This window comes from Collinsella sp. D33t1_170424_A12 (assembly GCF_015554865.1).
GTDB lineage: Bacteria > Actinomycetota > Coriobacteriia > Coriobacteriales > Coriobacteriaceae > Collinsella.
In genome coordinates this window covers 1-20,078 of sequence record NZ_JADNJJ010000057.1, presented here as the reverse complement: position 1 = coordinate 20,078, position 20,078 = coordinate 1, and the positions used below count along the sequence as shown (strand labels likewise).

The following is a 20,078-nucleotide window of genomic DNA, read 5'->3' as shown; positions in this document are numbered from 1 at the left end:
CGAGGGCGCTGCCGCCCAGGCTCTCGACCAGGAACTCGTCGCGCCACGCGACGGGACCCCGTCCTTGCAAGATGGGCCCTCGGCGCCGGTGGATGAGGGGGCCGACGAGTCGCCTGCGGCTCCGTCGCTCGAGAGTCCCGCGCCCTCCGTTGGTGCCGCGGACTCCGACGCCGCCGTGCCATCGGGGTTCGCGCAGCCGGACGCGCGGGATGAGCGCGCGCTCGACGACGACTGCTACATCATGGTGCAGGACGAGAAGGATAAGGACGACAGCTATTCCAAGCTCACCGGTGCGCTCGATGCGGGCGCCGTGCTGTGGGCCAACGCGTACGACTGGGACGACTGGGTCGTTCCCGCCGAGTCCGGCTGGACATACCAGTGGATGTGGTCGCCTACCAAGACCGCCGATACAGGTGCGTTCGCGCCCATAGAGGGCGAGACCAAGCAAAGCCTCCTCCTTACCGACGAGCTTGCCTCCAAGATCGCGGGCGGCTATATAGCGGTGAAGGTCAATGCGGGCGATGTCGAACTGTGGGGCCCCGCTCGTAGTTACGGCTCGCTCTCTTCGTTCGACCTGCCTGGCCCCGTGAACGCGGCGGACGCTATCAACTTGTCGCGTGTCGAGCTGCGTCGTTCCGGAGCCAAGATCAGCGGCGATATCGACGCCATCCTCGCTCCGGGCGATGCGGTGGAGGCGGTGGCCATCACAGGTGGATCGCCTGCGGATACGGCCACCAACGGCTCCACGGTCGACTCCGACAAGGTGTCGTTTGCCTGGACGCTTCTTGAGTCCAAGGACGCTGCGACCGGGCAGGCGCTGGGCACCGCGCCGTCTGCGGTCATCCCTGCGGGCGATGCCGTCCTGGGCCGCTATCTTAACGTCAAGGCTACTGCCGGCGTGAACACCGTCTCTTACACGATGGGCCCCATCTGCCGCGCCGGAGCGCTGCGCCTGGCGAACATCTCCATCGTCGCGAGCGGCGATGGAACGACTGTCGAGGGTGCGACCCTCACCGCGAAGCCCGTTCTTACTGCAGGCAAGGTGCCGCCCACGGGCTCCGTAAGCTATCAGTGGTGGATATCGCGCGCAGCCGCCGGCGAGTTCGAGCCCATCGAGGGCGCTACGGACGCGACGCTGCATGTCGATGCGACGATGATCGGCGCGCGGCTGCAGGTTACGGCTTCCGCTGGCGGATACAACGAGGTGCGTGCGACCGCCGGCCCCATTCTACCCGGAGCTTCGGCCGCCGCGGCGGCCGCCGCGCTCGATAGCGCCCGTTTCGTGCCCGCGCCCGTTTTCGGTGAAAGCGAGAACGTCCGCGATCTGGTCGAACGGGAGCTTGCTCGCTTGGGCTATCCTGCGGCAACGGTGAGCGTTATCGCGGCTACCGAGGGCGCCGGCGGTGCGACCGTCTCGTCCGCTCCCGGCGAGCGCAACGGCGCCGTTCGGTTTTATTACGAGGATCCCGAGTCCGTTGAAGAGCCCGCCGGTATGGCGAGCGTCAAGGTCGATTTCAGGATCGAGAGCGGCGGCAGCGCGGCCACGTGGACGCGCTTCATCACGGTTCGTTGGGATATGGACCGCGTCCAGCAGCGCTTGGAGCAGCTCGTCGCCGATGAGCTGCGCGCCTCGTCTCTCGTGGCCTACGAAGGCGGTTCGGCGAACAACGAGCTTGATACCATCGAGGCGCGCCGCGACCTGGTGCTGGACGACTGGATTGCGACCTGGGCCGACATCTCCTGGTCGTCTAGCAACGAGGACGTGCTCAAATCCGATGGCACCCTGGTACGCCGGCAATCTGCGGATGGAGAGGCTTCGCTCACCGCGACGGTTCGTTTCAACAAGGGAGCCGATGGCGAGCGGGTTCCCGTTGCCACCAAGGACTTCACCGTCACGGTGAAGTCCATCGATTCCGATCCCACGCTCGAAGAGGTGCTCGACGCCGCCCTCGGCCGCGTGCAGCTGAAGGACTTCGCTTCGAAGCAGCCGGTCGACCCATCGTGCGTCGTGGCAGATATCCAGCTCCCCACCCGTCGCGACCTGGGCATCACGGGTTCCGGGTATGCCCTGGCGTTTGCCGTGGACCCGAGCGGCTCCCAGGCCTGCCGCGTCAACGGCGCCCGCCTGGTGGTTGCCCGCCCCGCGCCCGGCATGCCCGATGCGCACGATACGCTGATCGTAACCGTTTCCAAGAACGGCGTCGCCCGCTCCGCCTCGTTCGACATAGCCGTGAAGGCTTTGGGTACCGAGGAGATCGACGCCGAGCTCGCCTTGATGGCGCGCGTGAAGGAGGCGTACGCCGGTGCGCTTCTGGGGGAGAATGCATCCGCTGACGCCGTCACCGCCGACCTGAAGAGCTTCATCTCCGTCCACGCCGCCGATGACGGCTCGCTGACGTGGGTTCGCTCCGCAGGCGGCACTGTTCCTTCGGGTATCGCGGCCGTGTCGATCGACCCATCTCGTCCAAGCGAGCAGTGGGATCGCTTCAAGTCCAGCAAGCCCGCTATCGTGGAATCCGAGACGCTGCGCCTGGTCAAGCAGCCCCAATACAACACGCGCGTCACCATTACGAGCTGCTTGTCGAGCGAGCGGTTCGGCGATTACTACGCGCGCTACAAGGATGATCCCGCGATCGACCCTGTCGTTCTCGAGAAGTACCGTGCGCTCAGCCGCCAGGAGGTGTCCGCATCCTTCATCGTGCGCGGCACCAGCGGCCTGGATGACCCGGATGCCCCCGCAGCGAAGACCGTCACCGCCCGCATCGTGGGCGTGAGCGAGCACGATGCCCAGGGTTCCTTCCATGCTCAGACGTGGGTCCCGTTGCGCGAGGTCGTCGTCCCCGGCGACGAGCCCGCTACGGCATGGGATGTCTTCGCTCGGCTTTTGGACGAGGCCGGCTATAGCTATAGCCTGGACGGCGGCGTGCCGTATTCCGTCACAACGCCCGATGGGTCGCGCACCCTTGCCATGTCCGATACGGCTCCCTGGTCGTACTGGAGCTTCCTGTACAACGGTGAATGCGCGAGCGACTACGCGAACAACGTCGTGGTTGCCGACGGCGACACCATCGAGCTCTTCTACGTGGACGGCTCCGGCACCGCGTTGCCCGAGAACGACATCGTCATCGATGCGGGCGCGGCTCGTCCCGATTGGGGCAGCGAGTGGCCGAGCTTCACCACTTCGAATAAACCCACCTCGTCCCTTACGCCCGTCGAGGCCGCTCAGGAGAAGTGGGTCGTGCAGATAGGCGGCGCCCGCGAGAACCTGTCCGACCCCATCTTGGTGGGCGACTACCTCTACATCGCCTCGACCGACCGCTTGCTGATGGTGGATGCGGCAACCGGGACAACGGTGCGCGAAGCCAAGCTCGCCTCGTCGATCGATTCCACCGCGCGCATGGTGTATGCCGAGGGCGTCGTCATCGTGCCGCTTCACGGCGGCCGCTTGCAGGCGCTCACGGTCGACACCCTCACGACCACTTGGTTGACCGAGCCCCTGCCCGCCGCTACGACGCCGTCCGGCTCGACGGTCGAGCAGCAATCGCTCGGCACGCTCACTGTTCGCGACGGCTACGTGTACGCCGGCACGAGCGACGGCAGCTATGATGGTTCGGGTACGGGCTATCTTTTGAGCGTGAATATCGCGACGGGCGCGGTGCGCTTTACGCGACCGATGGCAGGCGGCTACTACTGGGCCGGCGCCGTACCGATGGGTGACTATCTGGTTGTTGGCGACGACGCGGGCAACGTCTACGCGTTCGACCCCGTCACGGGCGGGACCGTCGGCACGCCGCTTCCGCTTGGCGCGCAGGTCCGTTCCACCATCGTCGCTGAGGGCGGCTACCTGTATGTCGCCGACTATAAGGGCACGCTGCATAAGCTTGCAATGGATGCCGACGGCTCCCTCTCCGAGGTAGCCCGCGTGACGTTTGGCAAGTATTGCACGTCCACGCCGAGTATCGTGAACGGGAAGATCGTGTTGTGCGGCCAGTCCGCTACGCAGGGGCCGAGCAAATACATGAAATACGCAGCCGTATTCGTGATCGATGCCGAGACCATGACGGTCGAGCACGAGGTCTGCAAGACCACCGACGGCGGTGCGCTTCCCACGATGTACTCGCAGTCCTCGCCCCTCGTATCGGTCCAGGACGGTGACGCGTTCGTCTATTTCACGGTTAACTGGAATCCGAGCGGCCTCTATCGCTATCGTGTGGGCGATGACGCCGTGGACGTGCTGTATACGCCCGCCGAAGCCAACCAGGAGTATTGCATGAGCTCCGTGGTGGCGGGCGCCGATGGCTCTCTGTATTACATCAACGACTCCGGCGCGTTATTCGCCCTCAAGGGCGCGCCGTCGTGGCGCGTGAGCTTCGATGCGGCTAACGGGACGTCTGCGACAAGCGTATACGTGAAGCGCGGTGCTGCCGTGACCAGGCCCGCCGATCCCGTGCGCGCGGGGTACGATTTCGACGGTTGGTACATCGATCCCGCTTGTAGCACGGCATGGGATTTCGACGCGCCCGTACGCGCTGATATGACGTTGCATGCGAAGTGGATCGAACACCAGACGCAGCCCCAGCCGCCCGTACCGGAGCGGCCGATCGAGCCTGGTGATGTGCCCGCCGGCAACAACGGGGGCACCGGCGCCCCGGGTTCGCCGGCCCCGGTTGTCCCTGCGGTTCGTCCGCAGGCAAGCGGTACCGTGGTGCCGGGCAGGCGCCCGGTTGGCGACCAGCGGAAAACCGCTGCGTCGGCATCTGCGGCCGCCCGCCCGCAGGACGAGGCTGCGTCTGAGTCCGAGGCCGGGGCGCCGGCGTCCACCGGCGGCCGAAACGCCGAGGGGGATGCATCGCCCTCAGGAATGTCGCTCGTGATGGTCGCTATCGGTTTTGCCGGCCTGGCGGGCCTGGTCGTCACCGGCGCATGGCTGTTGATCGCAGCAGCTCGAAAGCGCAAGTAGAGAGAGGGGAGCGTCGTGACCGACGTACAGGAAGAAACCCAGCAGATCGAGACGGCGCCTGCAATAGGCGGGACCGCGCCGGAGGAGGATGGGCGCGTGTATCCCGGTGCCCCCTTAGACGGGTCCGACGGGGACCGTCCGGCGGGGGCGCCGCGGATCGTGCGAGCGGTCTTCGCCATCTCGCTCGTTATGGTGGCGTTGGCGGCGGCGTATTTCGTGTTCAACCCGCCTTCGAGCGAGATGGCTCACGATGATGCGTCGCTCCTGCAGACCACGGCGGACGAGGAGCCGCAGACGGCTGCAGCCGATGGCGGGGCATCGCCCGCGGATGGCGTCGCTGCCACAGACGATGCGCAGGTGGCCGACGATGCCGCGGCTGCGCAAGGCGACACGGCCGCTCAGACGGCACCGACTGCAGGGGCGCCGAGCGGGTCTGGCGCCTCGGCTCCGGATTCCCCGACCGCATCCGGCCAGTCTAGCTCCTCGGGCACCGCGGGCGACGCAGCGCCAGCTCCTCAGGCGCCTTCTACCATCAGCGTGCGCGTGCTGGTCGATTCCTCGGCAGCCAATGGCTCGGTGAGCGCTGATACCACGCTTACGTTCGAGGAGGGGGCCACGGTGTACGACGCCCTGTGCGCTACCGGCCTCTCTGTCAACGCGCGCAATTCCGGCTTCGGCGTGTACGTCGCGGGTATCGGCGGACTGGCGGAGTTTGATTTCGGCGGTGAGAGCGGCTGGAAGTACAGCGTGAACGGAAGCTTCCCCGGCCATTCGTGCAGCGCTCATACCCTGCACGACGGCGACGTGGTGAAGTGGGTCTACGTCACGTCCCTCTAACGGGCGTGGATATACGACGAGGGCGGTCCGTTGGAGAACGGGCCGCCCTCGATGCCTTCGTTGAGCACGCGCGCTACGACTGGTTGCTTAGGAACTTGCGGCGCGAGAAGAAGTTGTACCAGGTAACCAAGAACGTGGAGATGAGCTTCATAGCCTGGTAGCCGATGTTGAGCATGCTGACGCCCACGAACATGTAGAAGTCGTTGAGCGCCAGGCCGATGGCGGAGAGGATCGCGAAGATGGTGAACTCGCGCTTGCGGCTGATATCGTCGCGATGTTCGAATACGAAGCGCATGCTGAGCACGTAGTTCACGATGATCGAGGCGATGAAGCTGATGGTGGTGCTGGGCAGCACGCCGAGGTGAACGACTTCGACGAGGTAGAGCAGGGCCGTGTATTCGACGGCGAGCGATATAAGCCCCACGACGGCAAACTTGCCGAATTGCTTGGTGGAATCTTTTGCAATGAGCGCGTGCACCCGCATGGTCCTTTCACCTTCGACTAACGCGAGATGAACTATACGAGCTTTGCGTAAGGCACGCATCAGGTTTCGCGCAAATCTACCGTTTCTGCACGTTGATGTAGGGAATGGGGGTGCCATGCGCTGCGTGGTGCACGAGGGCCCCGGGTGGGACGGCGGGCGATTGCGGCCGTTGCGCCATGTCGCGTTAGGACGCTTGCTGCTCGCCGCCATCCAGGAACAGCTTGCGCGTGACGAAGTTCCATACCATAACCACCGCCGTCGCGCCGATCTTCACGATGCGGTAGTCGATTGCGACGAGCTCGGTGCCCGCCCACATGAGTCCATCATTGATAAGCAGGCCTATCACGGAGAGCACGACGAAAATGGCGAACTCTCGCTGCTTCGACATGCCCTCTTTGTGCGAGAACACGAACCGCATGCTGGCTACGTAGTTAAACACTACGGATACGATGAACGATACGGTCGCCGACGCGACGGGGGCGAGGCCGACAAGTTCGGTGAGGGCCACCATGAGGCCGTAGTCGATGACGAAGGCGAGCACGCCCACGATGCCGAATTTCATGATCTGCTGGATGAGGCGCTGCATGCGGCTTGCTCCTTACGTGGCCGGGTGTCGGCCGGGTCGCGGGTTCTTTGGCGTTCGTGGGTAGAAGCCGCCCTATGTAAGCGAGCTGTATGGGCGCTGTGTTACCATCGATTGCGTTTCTGTTCGATTGTATAGAGGGGGCATGGTGGATCGCGCTGCGCTAACGGAAGACCCGCTCTTCTCCATTATCATGCCCTGTTATAACGTCGCGTCCTATCTCGACGCCGCGATCGATGCCGTTCAGGCGCAGACGTGCGAGAGCTGGGAGCTGATCTTGGTCGATGACGGCTCGGCGCCGGGCGAGGCTGCCCTGCTCGACGCCCGTGCGCAGGCCGATCCGCGTATTCGCGTGGTAGCGCACGAGGTCAATCGGGGCGTCGCCGCCGCGCGCAATACGGGCCTTGCGCACGCGCGCGGCTCCTATGTGTGGATGGCCGATCCCGACGACCGCTGCGATGCGCGCCTGCTCGAACATGTTGCCGCCGCCCTTGAAACCCCGGATGTCGATTGCGTCGTGTTCGGCTGCACGGAGGTGTACGTCGATGCAGTGGGCGAGGTCTCGCTGAAGCGCGAGGTCTTGCCGCCCGTGCAAGGGTATTTGTCTGGCCAGGGTCTGCGTGAACAGGTTTTGCCGCTCGAAGAGTCCACGCTCTACGGCTATCCCTGGAACAAGGTGTATGCGCGCCGCGTCCTGGAGGGGCTGCGATTCGAAAACGTCCCGCTCATCGAGGACATCCTCTTCAGCATCGCCGCATTCGACCGCGCGGACGCCGCCGTCTTCCTGCAGGAGCCCCTCTACGAGTACGCCAAGCGCCAGGCAAGCAACCTTACCAATAGGTTCGAGCCGCGTTACTACGACGTGCACCGCAGGCGCATCGAGGAGCTCTATTGCCAGCAACAGCGCTGGGGTGCCGATACGCCGGAGGTTCGCTCGCGCTTGGGTTCGCTCTACGTGCGCTACATCATGAGCGCGCTCGAGCGCAACTGCGATCCGCGCGCGCACATGTCGCATGCCGATCGCGTGGCGTGGTGCCGCACCGTGTTCGATGACGAGTTGTTCCGCACGATCGTTCCGGGCGCTGTCTCGCGCGGCGGGCGAGCGCTATCGGCCGGTATCAAGCTTATCTCGCTGCGGTCGCCCTTCGTCGCGTGCGCGCTGGGGCGTGTGATACATCTGGTGCGCCATGGCATGGGCGCCAGCTACGCGAAGCTTAAGATGGAGAGGTAGATGGATATGGCACATAACGTTCCCCCTGCTTGCCATGGGAGCGCTTGCGCGGAATCGCCGGTACTCACCATCGCCATGCCGTCGTATAACGTCGAGCGCTATCTTGGCCACGGCCTCGCGTCCTTTTGCGACGAGCGCCTGGCCGGCGTGCTCGAGGTGATCGTGGTGGACGATGGCTCTACCGATGGCACGCGCGCCATCGCCGAAGCGTTCGCGCAGCGCGAGCCGCGCATCTTCCGCGTCCTCTCCAAGGAGAACGGCGGACATGGCTCGGCCATCAACGCGGGTCTCGCTGCCGCGCGCGGCACCTATTTCCGCGTGGTCGACGGCGATGACTGGGTGGACACCGACGGGCTGGTGGGGCTCATCGGTCGCCTTCGCGCGCTTAGCTGCGAGCTCGTGGTCGACAAGAAGCGCGAGGTCCATATGGTAACGGGTGCCACCGAGCTCTTCGAGCTGGCCGACGGCGTGGAGCGCGACGCGGTGCTGCCGTTCGAGCAGGTGTGCGCCAACGACGCGGCCGCCGCGCAGATCATGATCCACACGCTCACGGCGCGTACGGATTACCTGCGCCGCATGGGTCTCCATCTGCTTGAACATACCTTCTACGAGGATTACGAGTACATCGTTAAAGCGAGCGCTCCCGCGCACTCGATCGCGTTCCTCGATATCGAGGTCTACCAGTATCTGGTGGGTAATGCCGGCCAGAGCGTGAGCCAGGCAAATTACGTCAAGCGCTGGGCCGACCACTCGCGCGTGGTCGATGAGATGCTGCGCTACCTATCGGATGCGGAATCCGGCCACCTTGCCGAATCCTTGGAGCCCTGGGCGCTCGCGTACCTGCGGCATAAGGTGCATCTCATCGTTGATACGCACTACAATATCGCCTTGCTGTTCGACGATGATCGGGCCCGCGGCCGCGCTCGTGCCAAAGCGTTTCGCGACGAGCTCAAGCGCGCGAACGAGGATCAGTGGAAGATGGGCGAGAAGCGCTATAGGACGGCGCTGCTGCTGAATCGCCTGGGCATTTCGTATACTCGTATGCAGCAGATGCGTGCGAAGCTCGGCCGCTAGGCACGGGATTCGCCTGGGAAGGGATAGGATATGAGCAAGAAGCGCATTGCCATCTTTAGTATCGACGCCAAGCTCGGCCACGAGGTCAAGGGCGCCACGCGCTACGTCTATCTTGCCGAGACGCTCGCCGCCGAGGGCTACGAGGTCGATTTCCTCACCTCTCGCTTCCAGCACTGGGAGAAGCGCCAGCGCGACGTCGAGTCGTTCGATGCAAGCGTGCACTCGTTCAACGTTCGCTTCATCGAGGAGCCCGGCTACCCGAAGAACATGTGCCCGCAGCGCATCTGGGCCCATCACGTGATGGCAAAGAACATGCGTGCATATTTCGAAGAGCATCACGATTACGATCTTATCTATTGCCAGATTCCACCGAACGACGTCGCCCTGGCCGTCGGCCAGTCGGCGAAGCGCTACGGTATCCCCTTCGTGGTCGACGTGAACGACCTGTGGCCCGAAGCGTTTCGCATCGCGCTCGATGTCCCTATCGTTTCCGATATCGCGTTTGCGCCGTTCTATCGACAGGCTCGGCGCACGTATGCGTTGGCCGACGCCATCGTGGGCACGTCCGACGAGTACGCCGCGCGCGGTTTCCGCGATCGCGCGGAGGACATTCCCAAGGTCGTTGCCTATGTGGGTAATGACCTGGCCGCCTTCGACTCCGGGGCACTGGCATATGGCTCTCAGGTGGCCAAGCCCTCCGGCGAGTTCTGGGTCTCGTATGCGGGCGCGATGAGCGATTGCTACGACCTGCGCACCCTCGTGCACGCGATGTCGCGTCTGCAGCGCTCGCACCCCTCCATGAAGCTCAAGCTCATGGGCGATGGCACCATCCGCGAAGAGTTGGAGGCGCTTGTCGCCGAGACGGGCTGCAACGCCGATTTCTTGGGCTACATGCCGTATCCCCAGATGGCCGCCCATCTGGTTGCCTCGGACGTGCTGGTGAATTCCTTGGTCGAGAACGCGCCGCAGAGCGTTCCCACCAAAATCGGCGACTACCTCGCCGCAGGTAAGCCTATGCTCAGCACTTCCATGAGCCCGGAATTCCGCGCGAAGGTCGAGCGGGACGGATTCGGCGTGAACGTGCGTCCCGGGGACGTCGAGGGCCTGGCTGCGGCTTTGGAGCGCTTGGAGGCCGACGCTTCGGCGCGCGAGCGCATGGGCGCTGCCGCCCGCGCTATCGCCGAGGACCAATTCGATCGCAAGCACTCGTATCGCCAACTCGTCGAGCTGGTCGAGCAGCTTACGCGCTCGTCACGCTAGGGGGATTGGCGACCGGCTCGCTATCGACAGCTTCTTCAACGTGTTCGCGGATGGATTGGTCATGTGGTCCGTCCGCGTTTTCGTTGATGCGTCCAAGTGCGAACGCGAGGGTGAAGGGCGCGGTGTAGAGGAAAGGGAGCGTATAGCGGAGCGCTTCGAGATTGCTCGAGGCGTCCGAGACCGGAGACACCCATAGCAACGGCAGGGATGCGAGCACGGGGAGCAGCGCTACCAGGCGCTCCTTGGTCAGACGGCGCGTCCGCAAGCTAAGAAGAAGGCAGAATGCGGGGATCAGGGTGGTGTAGAGCGCCGGCGTGAAAAGAGGCCCCAACAGCCGGTCTGTTGCGGTTCGGTTGAGGGATTCGACCGCGTCCTCGGCTCGCGCGCGCATCGATTCGGGCCGCGAGATGTCGGGAACGCCGTTTTCCGGGGTATCTGCCATGCCGTAGTTGACCGCCACTTGATAGCGCAGGCTCAGATCGAACCACCCCGATTCAAGATCCAAGATGGCCTGCACGTTGTTCTCGGGATGGCGCAGGAACTGGGCGGCAAATACCTGAGAGTAGGCGCGGACCATCTCGGTAGACGGGTCGATATCGACGCCCTTTCCGTGGTTCACCATGTCGACGATGTCTTTCCGATAGCGCTTGGCCAGCGTTTCATAGTTCAACAGCCGGTCTATGACCTCGCGCTCATCGGGAGCGACCTCTTTGGGATATTCGCGCACATAGCGGGCGGTCTGCTGGTAGAAGAACCCGAGCATCTCGTTTTTCGACCCAGGGGATACATCGAGCAGGGGGAACACCACGGCGGGGAACACCACGGCGGCGAGAACGATTGCGGGCGCCATGCAAGCGAGCAGCTGCTTCCATAGCGCGCGCTTGAGGACGAGCGCCCCCAGCAGGCAGAGCGCGGCCACATATAATCCCGTGCGCTTCGTAAGCGCCAGCAGCGCCGTGCAGCAGAACAGGCCGACGAGCCAAGGAAGACGCGGCGAGTCCGACAGGGCTATCCGCGAGAATTCGACGAGAAAGGCCAGGAAGACGATTATGAAAAGCGTGTCTTTCACCGGCGAGGCCGCCATGAAGGGAAAGACGGGGAAGAGCGAGAAGAAGGCGATGGCGATTGCAAGGGATGGCAGTCGCCACGAGAATCGGACCGCGACATGGCAGATCGTTCGGCTGATGCTCAAGGCGAGCAGCACGCTTTGCACGATCACGAGCAGCATGAAGCCGTCGTTGGCCGAGCCGTGCTCCATCCCGATCTTCACCAGGGAGCCCATGATGAGCGTGTCGAGAATGGGATGATGGTCGCTAAACGCGCTGTTGGGCACGATGCAGTATGGTCCGAATTCGGGTGGATTGCCGAAAAACTGGCAAAGCTGGCTTGACGTATCGGAGAACGTGACGCCTGGATACAGCGTGTCCAAGAGGGGCATCCAGCATATAAAGATGATGGCGGTGAAAGCGAGGATGTGGGGAATCCTGACGCGCGAAAGCGCGCCTGCGTTTCGCGACGGCACGCGCGCGGCCAGGTGCTCGCAACCAAGAAACACGACTGTGAACGCAGCGAGGTAGGCGCCGAAGCGCACGGCGCCCTCGTCGAATGAAAAGGCGGCATTCGTCGACTCCGCCATCGTGCAGAGGAGAGATAACGCTGCCAAGACGAGGAGGTAGCCGGCGTAGCCGCGCACCCTGTTGCATCCCCGTATAATCCGGGATGGTTGTTGCGGGGTATCCAAGGGGGCTCCTAGTGGGAAGAGGTTCTTCGCGAGATGCTATCGATCTTGTTCCATGACGCGGTATACGTTGAGCTCCCATTGCTTGCGCTCGTTGCGGGCGACCGTATCGAGAATGAGTCCGGTTGCCAGGGAAAGGCCCGAGAGGAAGACGAAGCCCACGGCAAGCACCGCCGTTGGAAGCCTCGGCACGAGTCCGGTCTGTATGAACTCGACGATGACGGGAATGCCGCAGATAAGGCCGAGGGCGAGGAAGAGCGTCGCTATGCTGCCGAAGCAGGCGAGCGGCCGGTAGTTCTTGAAGAGCGTGCCGATCATCAAGATGACCTTGATGCCGTCGCTTACGGTATCAAGCTTCGATTCGCTGCCCTCGGGGCGATCGCGGTAGACGATGGGGACGTCGGCTATGCGCCAGCGCCGGTCTACCGCGTGGATCGATAGCTCGGTTTCGATCTGGAATCCCGTGGAGAGCACGGGAAACGTTTTGACGAACGGGCGGGAGAAGGCCCGGTAGCCGGTCATGACGTCGTCAAACGTGTAGCCGTAGATCCATTTGATCATACGGCGCACCAGGTTGTTGCCAAAGCCGTGGAACGCGCGCTTGTTCTCTTTGGCGTATGTGCCGTTGGAAAGGCGGTCGCCAACGACCATGTCGGCCTTGTTGTCCAAGATGGGTGCGCAGAGCTCGGCGGCCTGTTCGGCAGGGTAGGTGTCGTCGCCGTCGACCATGAGGTAGCAATCCGCTTCGATGTCGCGGAACATCTGACGGCATACGTTGCCTTTGCCCTGGCGGGGTTCGTGGCGCACGATCGCACCGGCAGCACGTGCCTTGTCGGCCGTGCGGTCGCTCGAGTTGTTGTCGTAGACGTAGACGGGCGCGCCGGGCAGCTCGCGGCGGAAATCGGAGACGACCTTCTCGATGGTGACCTCTTCGTTATAGCAGGGAATCAAAACGGCTATACGTGAAGTGTCAACGGTTTTCATAGGGTGCATCTCTCCTGGTTGCTCTGAATGCAAGCTAGCTTTCCAGTATATATCGGTTCCCAAACAGGCTATGATTCTCCTTGAATCTTCTAGCGTTTGCGATCAATTGGAAGGGAAGCGAACGAATGGGCACGAAGCCTCGCTACATCTACTTCGACATCCTGTCGATCGTCGCCAGCCTTGCCGTCATTTTCTTGCACTGCAACGGCATCGTGCACTGGGGGCCCGCAACGCCCCATTGGTCGCAGGCGTTGGCGGTCGAGGTCGCGTTCTATTGGGCGGTCCCCATTTTCTTCATGTGCTCGGGTGCTAAGACGCTGGCGTATCGCGACCGGAAGGATACCAAGGCCTTCCTGGTGTCGCGTATGAAAGGCATCTTCGTGCCGTTCGTGGCCTGGTGCATAATCCAGTACCTTGTGCGGACGAGCGGCCTGCTCAACCCCGTTCCCGAGGGTTGGACGCCATCGCTCGGCCATTTCTTCAACGTGTTTATGAACGGCCAGATCGACGGTACGTACTGGTTCTTCTTTTCCATGCTCGGGGTCACGTTGTCGATGCCGGTGCTCTCGCGCCTGAAAGACCATGCGGATACGATGTGGTACCTGGTGGGGGCCTACGTGCTGCTGTCGGGAACCATCGCGCCGCTCTTCAAGGTGCTGGGGCTGCCGTGGAACGGCGGCATCGCCATCAGCGTTGCTGGCGGCTACATCATGTATACCGTGTTGGGATACCTGCTCTCCCAGGATACGAAGATATTCGCTGTCCGCGGGCGGCGTCTGGCGCTCTACGGCCTCGGCGCCCTGGGCCTGGCGGTCCGTTATGGCTACACCTGGATTTCTTCCCAGCAGGCGGGCGTGCTCGACAACGCGCTGTTCGACTACAACTACCTTACCGCCATCTTGCCCTCCGTTGCGGTATTCATCTTCTTCAAGCAGGTTGATTGGGATGGGCTGCTGGCACGGATCCATGTCAGCGCGAAGCTGGTCAAGCAGGTCGCGGGCCTCACCTTCGGTGTCTACCTCATGCATTATTTCGTGCTCAACGAGATCTTCATCTCGCACCTCGGTATGGATATGACGTCCTATGCCGTGCGCCTCGGATTGCCCTGGGTGATCTTCGCCCTTTGCCTGGCATGCTCGTATGCGCTCAACCGCATCCCGTTCGTACGTGGTATCGTAGGCGGTTGGCGATAGGGGCGCCTTCTGGTGCAGGCGCGACCATGGGTGAGATTGCAGCGATTCGCAGGGGGATAGCGTGAACGATACGAAGCAGGTCGAACGATTCGGATCCGGTCGAGGTGCGTCCGCTGGGCGCATCGATGCTCGGTTCGCCGTGGTGTCCGTGCTCTTTTCGTTGCTCTATGCCGCCTCGTTGGCGATCGGCCGCAACCTCGCCCGTACGGGTACGTGCGACCTTGGGTCAATGGCTACATGGGTGACGGTGCTCGTGTTGGCCGCACCCTTGTCTATCGCGGGATACGCGATGCTCTCGTGGGCCTCCTCCCGTCATCGCGTGGCGGCATCCGAAGGTCTTCGCATGCGCGTGCGCCATCCGTTCCTACTGGCCTGGAGCGTTATCTGCCTTGCGTGGCTACCCGTGCTTATTGCGCGCTGGCCTGGTGATTTCTGTTTCGATGCCATGTGGCAGACGGCGTTCGTCGCGCCGGATACAACCAATATCTCCGAGTATTGGTCCCATCTCAACGCATGGCATCCGCCGCTGCACTCCCTCTGGCTCGGCGGCTCGCTCGTTCTCGGCCAGACGCTGTTTGGCTCCTACGGTGCTGGATTGGCGGTCTATACCGTAAGCCAGACGCTCATCTTCTCGCTGTGCCTCGCGCGCGTCGTCTCTTATGCGTACGAGTCGGGGCACCTTCGTATCTACGTGGCTGCGCTCGCGTTCGCCGCGCTATTCCCGGGCTTCTCGGTCTATGCAACCATGACCACCAAGGACGTTGTGTTCTCGGGTCTATTAGCGCTGGTGGCGCTGTGGGTCTACCGTACGGTACGCGACGATATCCCGTCTACGGGTATACGCAGCTGGCTGATGTACGGCTTCCTTCTCTTCCTGCTGTCCATGCTCATGCGCAACAATGCGCTCCATGCGTTCCTGGTCGTGGTGCTGCTTGCGCTCGTGCTTCATGCTGGTCGGGCGTTCGATGCGCGCCGCCTGCTCGTTGCACTCGTCCCTGCTATCGCGCTGTCGCTCGTTATCACCGGTCCGGTGTATCGGGCTCTTGATATCAAGCCGGGTCCATCTAAAGAGATCATGAGCGTTCCTTCGGTGCAGCTTGCGAGCGTCTTGGTTGACCATGGAGCCGAACTCGATCCTGCCGACCGCGCCTATATCGAGCAACTTGTTCCCGATTGGCGCAAATACGACCGCAACACGCTCGCCGATGCCACGAAGGAGCACTTCAACACCGGTCTCGTTTCCTCTGATCCGCTGCGGTTTGCTCGTGTCTATCTCGGGCACGCGCTTCGCTATCCTGGCAATTTCATCAATGCGTGGGCGCTGCTTTCTGCAGGGTACTGGAGCCAGTCGGTATCCTATGCCAACGAGGCGGATGCGGTCCAGCTATCGCTCATGTGCCCGTATGACGCGGTGCGCGGCGTCTTGCCGCAATACCTCGCGGTTCCCTTCGAGCGTCCCGTGCCGCCCTTGAGCGACGCGGTCGACTCTGCTCTGGCATCTCGATTCGAGGCGAACGTCCCCGTTTTGAATCTGTTCTTCAAGGCTTCGACGTGGTTCTGGCTCGCCATGGCCTACGTGTTTGCATGCATAGCCCTGCGCGTCCCAGCGAGCCGCATGATACCTGCCGCCGTTCTGCTTGCGTATTGTTTAACGCTCTTCCTTGGTCCGGGGTCGCTGTATAGGTATGCCAGCCCGTTGTTCACGAGCCTGCCTTTGCTGCTCGTCATGATGGCCGACCTTGCCGGGGCGTCCGTTGCGTCCGACTCCGCGTATGTCCCAGCACACATGCGTGCGTAGCGAATGATTGTCACGCGATCGTTTGTCTACGTGCTGCCGAATGCGAAAAGAAGGGCCCGAAGCAGGTTTGTGTGAACTGCTTCGGGCCCTTCGTCGCGCGCTGCTTAAGGCTGCAACGCGTTTCTAGAACTTACGCTTGGCTTCTTTGCGCTTCTGCTCCTCCTGGATGCGCTTCACGCGAATCTTGTGAACGCAGTAGAACATGATGGCCACATCGCGGCGGGTGATCACGTCGTTGGGCGCGTACATGCCCTCGGGAGTGCCATACTTCACGCCGGAGGAGGCGAGCCACCAGATCTCCTTGGCGCCCGGGGTCTCATCCGTAACGTCTGGATACATGTCGCGCAGGCGCTCGGTGGGCTCGAATGCGGGCTTACCGTCGAGCAGATAGAGCATCCTGGCGAGTTCGTAGCGCTTCACCTGGTCGTGCGGGCGGAATTCGTCGCCGGCCATGATCTGCGCGATTCCGGCATGACCCAGCCACATGATGGACTCTGCGTGCGGCGTCTTGTCGTCAACATCCTTGAACAGGGCGCGATCCTCGTCCGAAGGAGCGTAGTCGACTGCATCGGAGTAGCGGTAGAGCATGGCGGCGACATCGCACCGCGCCACCAGCACATCGGGGCGGAAGGTGTTATCGGGGTAGCCCTTGGAAATCTTCTGGCGGGCGAGCCACCAGATCTCCTTGGCATGCGGCGTGTCCTCGGCGATGTCGGTAAAGGCGAACTGCTCGCGGTACGCCTGGCACACGTCCTCGACGGGGCCGTCCATGCGCATGTCGCCCTTCTCGATCCAGATGGCGCGCTCGCAGATGCGCTCGACCTGGTCCATGGAGTGGCTGACCAGCAGAACGGTTACATCGCCCGAGTCGACGAAGTGCTTGATGCGCTTCTCGCACTTGCGCTGGAAGAACACGTCGCCTACGGAGAGCGTTTCGTCGACGATGAGCACGTCGGGCTCCGTGATGGTGGCGATGGCGAATGCGATGCGCGCGGTCATACCGGAGGAATAGTTTTTCAGCGGCATGTCCATGAAGTCCTCGAGTTCGGCGAACTCGATGATGTCGTCCATCTTGCTGTCGATGAACTCGCGCGTATAGCCCAGCAACGCGCCGTTGAGGTAGATGTTCTCGCGTGCGGTGAGCTCGTAGTCGAAGCCCGCGCCCAGCTCGATAAGGGGTGCGATGTTGCCGCGGACGATGCAGTTGCCCGAGGTGGGTTCGAGCACGCCGGCGATAACCTTGAGCATGGTGGACTTGCCCGAGCCGTTGGTGCCGACGAGGCCGACCGTCTCACCGCGCTTGATCTTGAACGAGATGTTCTTGAGAGCTTTGAACTCCTCAAAGAAGAGCTCGTGCTTCATGATCTTGATGAAATACTCTTTCAAGCTGTTGAGCTGCTCCGATGCCATGTTGAACACCATGGTGACATCGTTGACCTCGATTGCGTATTCTTCGTCCTTCTTGATGTCGGAAGACATGGATGCTCCTAAATGTAGAGGATGAACTTGTGCTCGGTCTTATGGAAGATCAGGTAGCCGATCGCCATGGCGATAACCGCCCAGGCGGTGCAGCTGATGAGCACGGCGGCGCTGGGGCTCGTCTGATACAGGAAGATGTCGCGCATGAACATGACGTAGGCGTACATGGGATTGGCCTTGAGGATGACCTGCATGATCGGGTTCATGCCGTCGATCATGGCGAAGTCCCAGAAGAGGGGGGTGGCGTAGGTCCATGCGGTCATGACGACGCTCCACAGATGGATGACGTCGCGGAAGAATACGGATAGGGCCGAGAGCGCCAGGCCGACGCCCATGCAGAAGAGCATGAGCAGCAGCAGGCCCACGGGCAGCCACAGGATATGCACGGTGGGCATGATGCGGAACCAGAGCATGACGATGGCTACGGCGATGAGCGAGAAGAAGAAGTTGACCAGCGCGAAGAGAACCTTCTGCACCGGGAACACGAAGCGGCGGATCTTGACCTTCTTGAGCAGCGACGACGACCCGATGATGGACATGAGCGACGAGCTGGTGGCGTCGTTCATGAGGCCGAAGGTGATGTTACCTAAGATGAGGTAGAGCGGGTAGTTCACGATGTTCTCACCGCGCAGGCCCACGAAGAACGTGCTGAACACGGCGGACATGACGATCATCATGAGCAGCGGGTTGAGCACGCTCCAGAGCACGCCCAGGAAGCTGCGGCGGTATTTGAGCTTGAAGTCCTTGCCCACGAGCTGCTTGAGGATATAGATATCCTTCTTCAAGTCGTTCTCATGATGGACGGGAACAGTATTTTGGTTGGTTGAATCCACGGGTCGACCACCTTCATACGCAGACATTTTACAATGGGCTATATTAGCATTAAGGTTTCTGAGTCATAGAATCTGCGCGATGCGAAAGCGGTTCGCTTTCGTCTCTCCAGCCGTTCCGTACGTCCTCTTCGTGAATGCGGGGTACTTATATATGAGTGTCAAGTCGGATGTTCGCTCGGTGCTGCCCGCCAGCAACCGGTATTTCGAGCAGCGCGTCTCCGAGGTCGTCGGGCAGATCGCCGAGGTGCGCGACGAGGCGCGCGGGCTGCACGAGGAATCCCTGCAAAAGATCGATGCGCTGCGCCCCCTGTTCGATCCCGTTTACGGGTCGTTGCGCGAGATGGGCGACCGCCTTTCGGCCTTCGAGGCGGCGCGCGACAAACCCAGCTATTGCAATCTGGAATATCTCGGACTCAACCGCGAGTACACCGGCCGCCGTATCCTTCTTGCCGGCTGGTATGGCGCGAGCAACTGCGGCGACGAGCTCATGATGCGCACCATGCTGCAGCATCTCGAGGGCCGCAGCGTCCGCGTGTCCGTGCTGCTGTGGGACGATCCCGACTACGACTTCAGCCTCCTGCCCGCGTGCGCCGACCAGATACACTATCCGCGTTCCATCTGGGAGCTCCGCCAGCTGGCCGAGTACTTCGATGTTCTCGTATGGGGCGGCGGCGCCATCATCGATGAGCGCCAGTTCAACCACGATCCCAAGAACATCAACACGGGAAACCTGTTTATCTGGCTGAGCGAGGAGATGCTCAAGCGCGACAAGGACGTTTACGCCGTCGGCCTTTCGGCAAACGAGTCTCTCGAGCCCAACACGGAGTTCTCGCGTCGTTTGGGCGGTGTTGTTTCGGGGTGCTCGCACGTATCGCTTCGCGACGGCTACTCCCTCGAAACGCTGCGCCGTGCCGGCGTCGACGTGTCCCATGTCGAGCTGTGCGAGGACATCGTTTTCGGCAACCGCGCCGTCGGCTCGCGCTCGCCGCGCGATGATGATGCTCCCTTCACCGTGGGCATCGTCTTTATGACGGGCGACGTCACCAACGCGCACAACCGTCTGGCCCTTCCGCGCATCCTCGATCGGATGCATGAACGCTACGGAGATGCCTGCCGCATCAGGCTCATTCCGTTCTACAACTTCTGGAAGTTCGACACCACGCTTCTGGGCCAGCTGGTTGAGGAGCTCGGTGTGGCCGATCGCGTTGAGGTCGCCCCGTATACCGACGATTTGCGCGAGCTCGCTCTTCTCGATTGCGATGTCGTGGTGGCGTATCGCTACCACGCGTGCCTCGTGTCCGCAGCAGCCGGCATTCCCACGCTGTTCATGTGCGTTGACGACCATCCGCATTACCGAAACAAGATGCGTCGAATCGCCGAGGTATTCGGCATGTCGAACAATCTGCTCATGGCCAGTACGTGCTTGGACGACGGGTCCTTCGATGCCCGCTTCGGCGAGATGCTGTCCGCGCCCGCCATCCCCCTCGCGCCCGCGGGCCTGTTCCAGGAGAGCTTCGATTTCCTGGAGCGTATTTGCAGTTCGATTGTAGAGCCGCGCGCTTAGTTATACTGGTACCCGTTGTGTAGTTCAGGAGATTGGCCGTTATGTCACCCAAAGTTTCTG

Annotated in this window: 14 protein-coding genes and 1 pseudogene; 8 read left to right on the top strand and 7 right to left on the bottom strand. The window is 62.2% G+C overall.

What is annotated here, in order from left to right; all coding sequences use genetic code 11:
• Nucleotides 1-64 precede the first annotated feature (64 nt).
• Both I2E26_RS02825 and I2E26_RS02820 read left to right on the top strand, forming a co-directional pair.
• On the top strand, nt 65-4,960 hold the full coding sequence (locus I2E26_RS02825) for an InlB B-repeat-containing protein (protein WP_229056362.1): 4,896 nt from the start codon (nt 65-67) through the stop codon (nt 4,958-4,960).
• Between the two features lie 15 nt (nt 4,961-4,975).
• Nucleotides 4,976-5,797: a DUF4430 domain-containing protein gene (locus I2E26_RS02820; protein WP_195419538.1), complete on the top strand. Its 822-nt coding sequence runs from the start codon at nt 4,976-4,978 to the stop codon at nt 5,795-5,797.
• 73 nt (nt 5,798-5,870) lie between these two features.
• On the opposite strand, the gene I2E26_RS02815 is transcribed toward I2E26_RS02820, so the two are convergent.
• Together I2E26_RS02815 and I2E26_RS02810 are read right to left on the bottom strand one after the other, a co-directional pair.
• Nucleotides 5,871-6,281, bottom strand: coding sequence for a GtrA family protein (locus tag I2E26_RS02815; RefSeq protein WP_229056361.1), 411 nt, complete (start codon nt 6,279-6,281; stop codon nt 5,871-5,873).
• Nucleotides 6,282-6,465: 184 nt separating this feature from the next.
• Nucleotides 6,466-6,867, bottom strand: coding sequence for a GtrA family protein (locus I2E26_RS02810; RefSeq protein ID WP_195419537.1), 402 nt, complete (start codon nt 6,865-6,867; stop codon nt 6,466-6,468).
• A gap of 142 nt (nt 6,868-7,009) precedes the next feature.
• On the opposite strand from I2E26_RS02810, the gene I2E26_RS02805 reads away from it, so the two are divergent.
• The 3 genes from I2E26_RS02805 to I2E26_RS02795 are packed head-to-tail and all read left to right on the top strand — an operon-like array spanning nt 7,010 to nt 10,429.
• Complete coding sequence (locus I2E26_RS02805) at nt 7,010-8,095, top strand: glycosyltransferase family 2 protein (protein WP_195419536.1); 1,086 nt, start codon at nt 7,010-7,012, stop codon at nt 8,093-8,095.
• A gap of 6 nt (nt 8,096-8,101) precedes the next feature.
• Entirely contained in the window at nt 8,102-9,169 is a 1,068-nt protein-coding gene (locus I2E26_RS02800) for a glycosyltransferase family 2 protein (protein ID WP_195419535.1), read from the top strand.
• Between the two features lie 30 nt (nt 9,170-9,199).
• Entirely contained in the window at nt 9,200-10,429 is a 1,230-nt protein-coding gene (locus tag I2E26_RS02795; RefSeq protein WP_195419534.1) for a glycosyltransferase family 4 protein, read from the top strand.
• On the opposite strand, the gene I2E26_RS02790 is transcribed toward I2E26_RS02795, so the two are convergent.
• Entirely contained in the window at nt 10,410-12,170 is a 1,761-nt protein-coding gene (locus I2E26_RS02790) for a DUF6020 family protein (RefSeq protein WP_195419533.1), read from the bottom strand. The two genes, I2E26_RS02795 and I2E26_RS02790, sit on opposite strands and share 20 nt — an antisense overlap.
• Before the next feature lie 36 nt (nt 12,171-12,206).
• The gene (locus I2E26_RS02785) at nt 12,207-13,151 is read right to left on the bottom strand and encodes a glycosyltransferase family 2 protein (protein ID WP_147587882.1); all 945 of its coding nucleotides are present in this window, start codon (nt 13,149-13,151) and stop codon (nt 12,207-12,209) included.
• Between the two features lie 125 nt (nt 13,152-13,276).
• On the opposite strand from I2E26_RS02785, the gene I2E26_RS02780 reads away from it, so the two are divergent.
• Together I2E26_RS02780 and I2E26_RS02775 are read left to right on the top strand one after the other, a co-directional pair.
• The gene (locus I2E26_RS02780) at nt 13,277-14,344 is read left to right on the top strand and encodes an acyltransferase (protein WP_195419532.1); all 1,068 of its coding nucleotides are present in this window, start codon (nt 13,277-13,279) and stop codon (nt 14,342-14,344) included.
• 61 nt (nt 14,345-14,405) lie between these two features.
• Nucleotides 14,406-16,142: a DUF6020 family protein gene (locus I2E26_RS02775; RefSeq protein WP_195419531.1), complete on the top strand. Its 1,737-nt coding sequence runs from the start codon at nt 14,406-14,408 to the stop codon at nt 16,140-16,142.
• Nucleotides 16,143-16,265: 123 nt separating this feature from the next.
• On the opposite strand, the gene I2E26_RS09200 is transcribed toward I2E26_RS02775, so the two are convergent.
• The 3 genes and pseudogenes from I2E26_RS09200 to I2E26_RS02765 all read right to left on the bottom strand — a co-directional run bounded on the left by I2E26_RS09200 (nt 16,266) and on the right by I2E26_RS02765 (nt 18,454).
• The gene (locus I2E26_RS09200; RefSeq protein ID WP_370551427.1) at nt 16,266-16,892 is read right to left on the bottom strand and encodes an S-layer homology domain-containing protein; all 627 of its coding nucleotides are present in this window, start codon (nt 16,890-16,892) and stop codon (nt 16,266-16,268) included.
• Nucleotides 16,866-17,621: pseudogene (locus I2E26_RS09035) on the bottom strand (ABC transporter ATP-binding protein); the annotation flags it as partial. The gene I2E26_RS09200 and the pseudogene I2E26_RS09035, both read right to left, overlap by 27 nt.
• An 8-nt stretch (nt 17,622-17,629) precedes the next feature.
• Nucleotides 17,630-18,454: an ABC transporter permease gene (locus I2E26_RS02765; protein WP_255431874.1), complete on the bottom strand. Its 825-nt coding sequence runs from the start codon at nt 18,452-18,454 to the stop codon at nt 17,630-17,632.
• A 151-nt stretch (nt 18,455-18,605) separates the two neighbouring features.
• Between I2E26_RS02765 and I2E26_RS02760 the strand changes: the two genes are divergently transcribed.
• Nucleotides 18,606-20,018: a polysaccharide pyruvyl transferase family protein gene (locus I2E26_RS02760; protein ID WP_195419529.1), complete on the top strand. Its 1,413-nt coding sequence runs from the start codon at nt 18,606-18,608 to the stop codon at nt 20,016-20,018.
• The last annotated feature ends 60 nt before the right edge of the window (nt 20,019-20,078 follow it).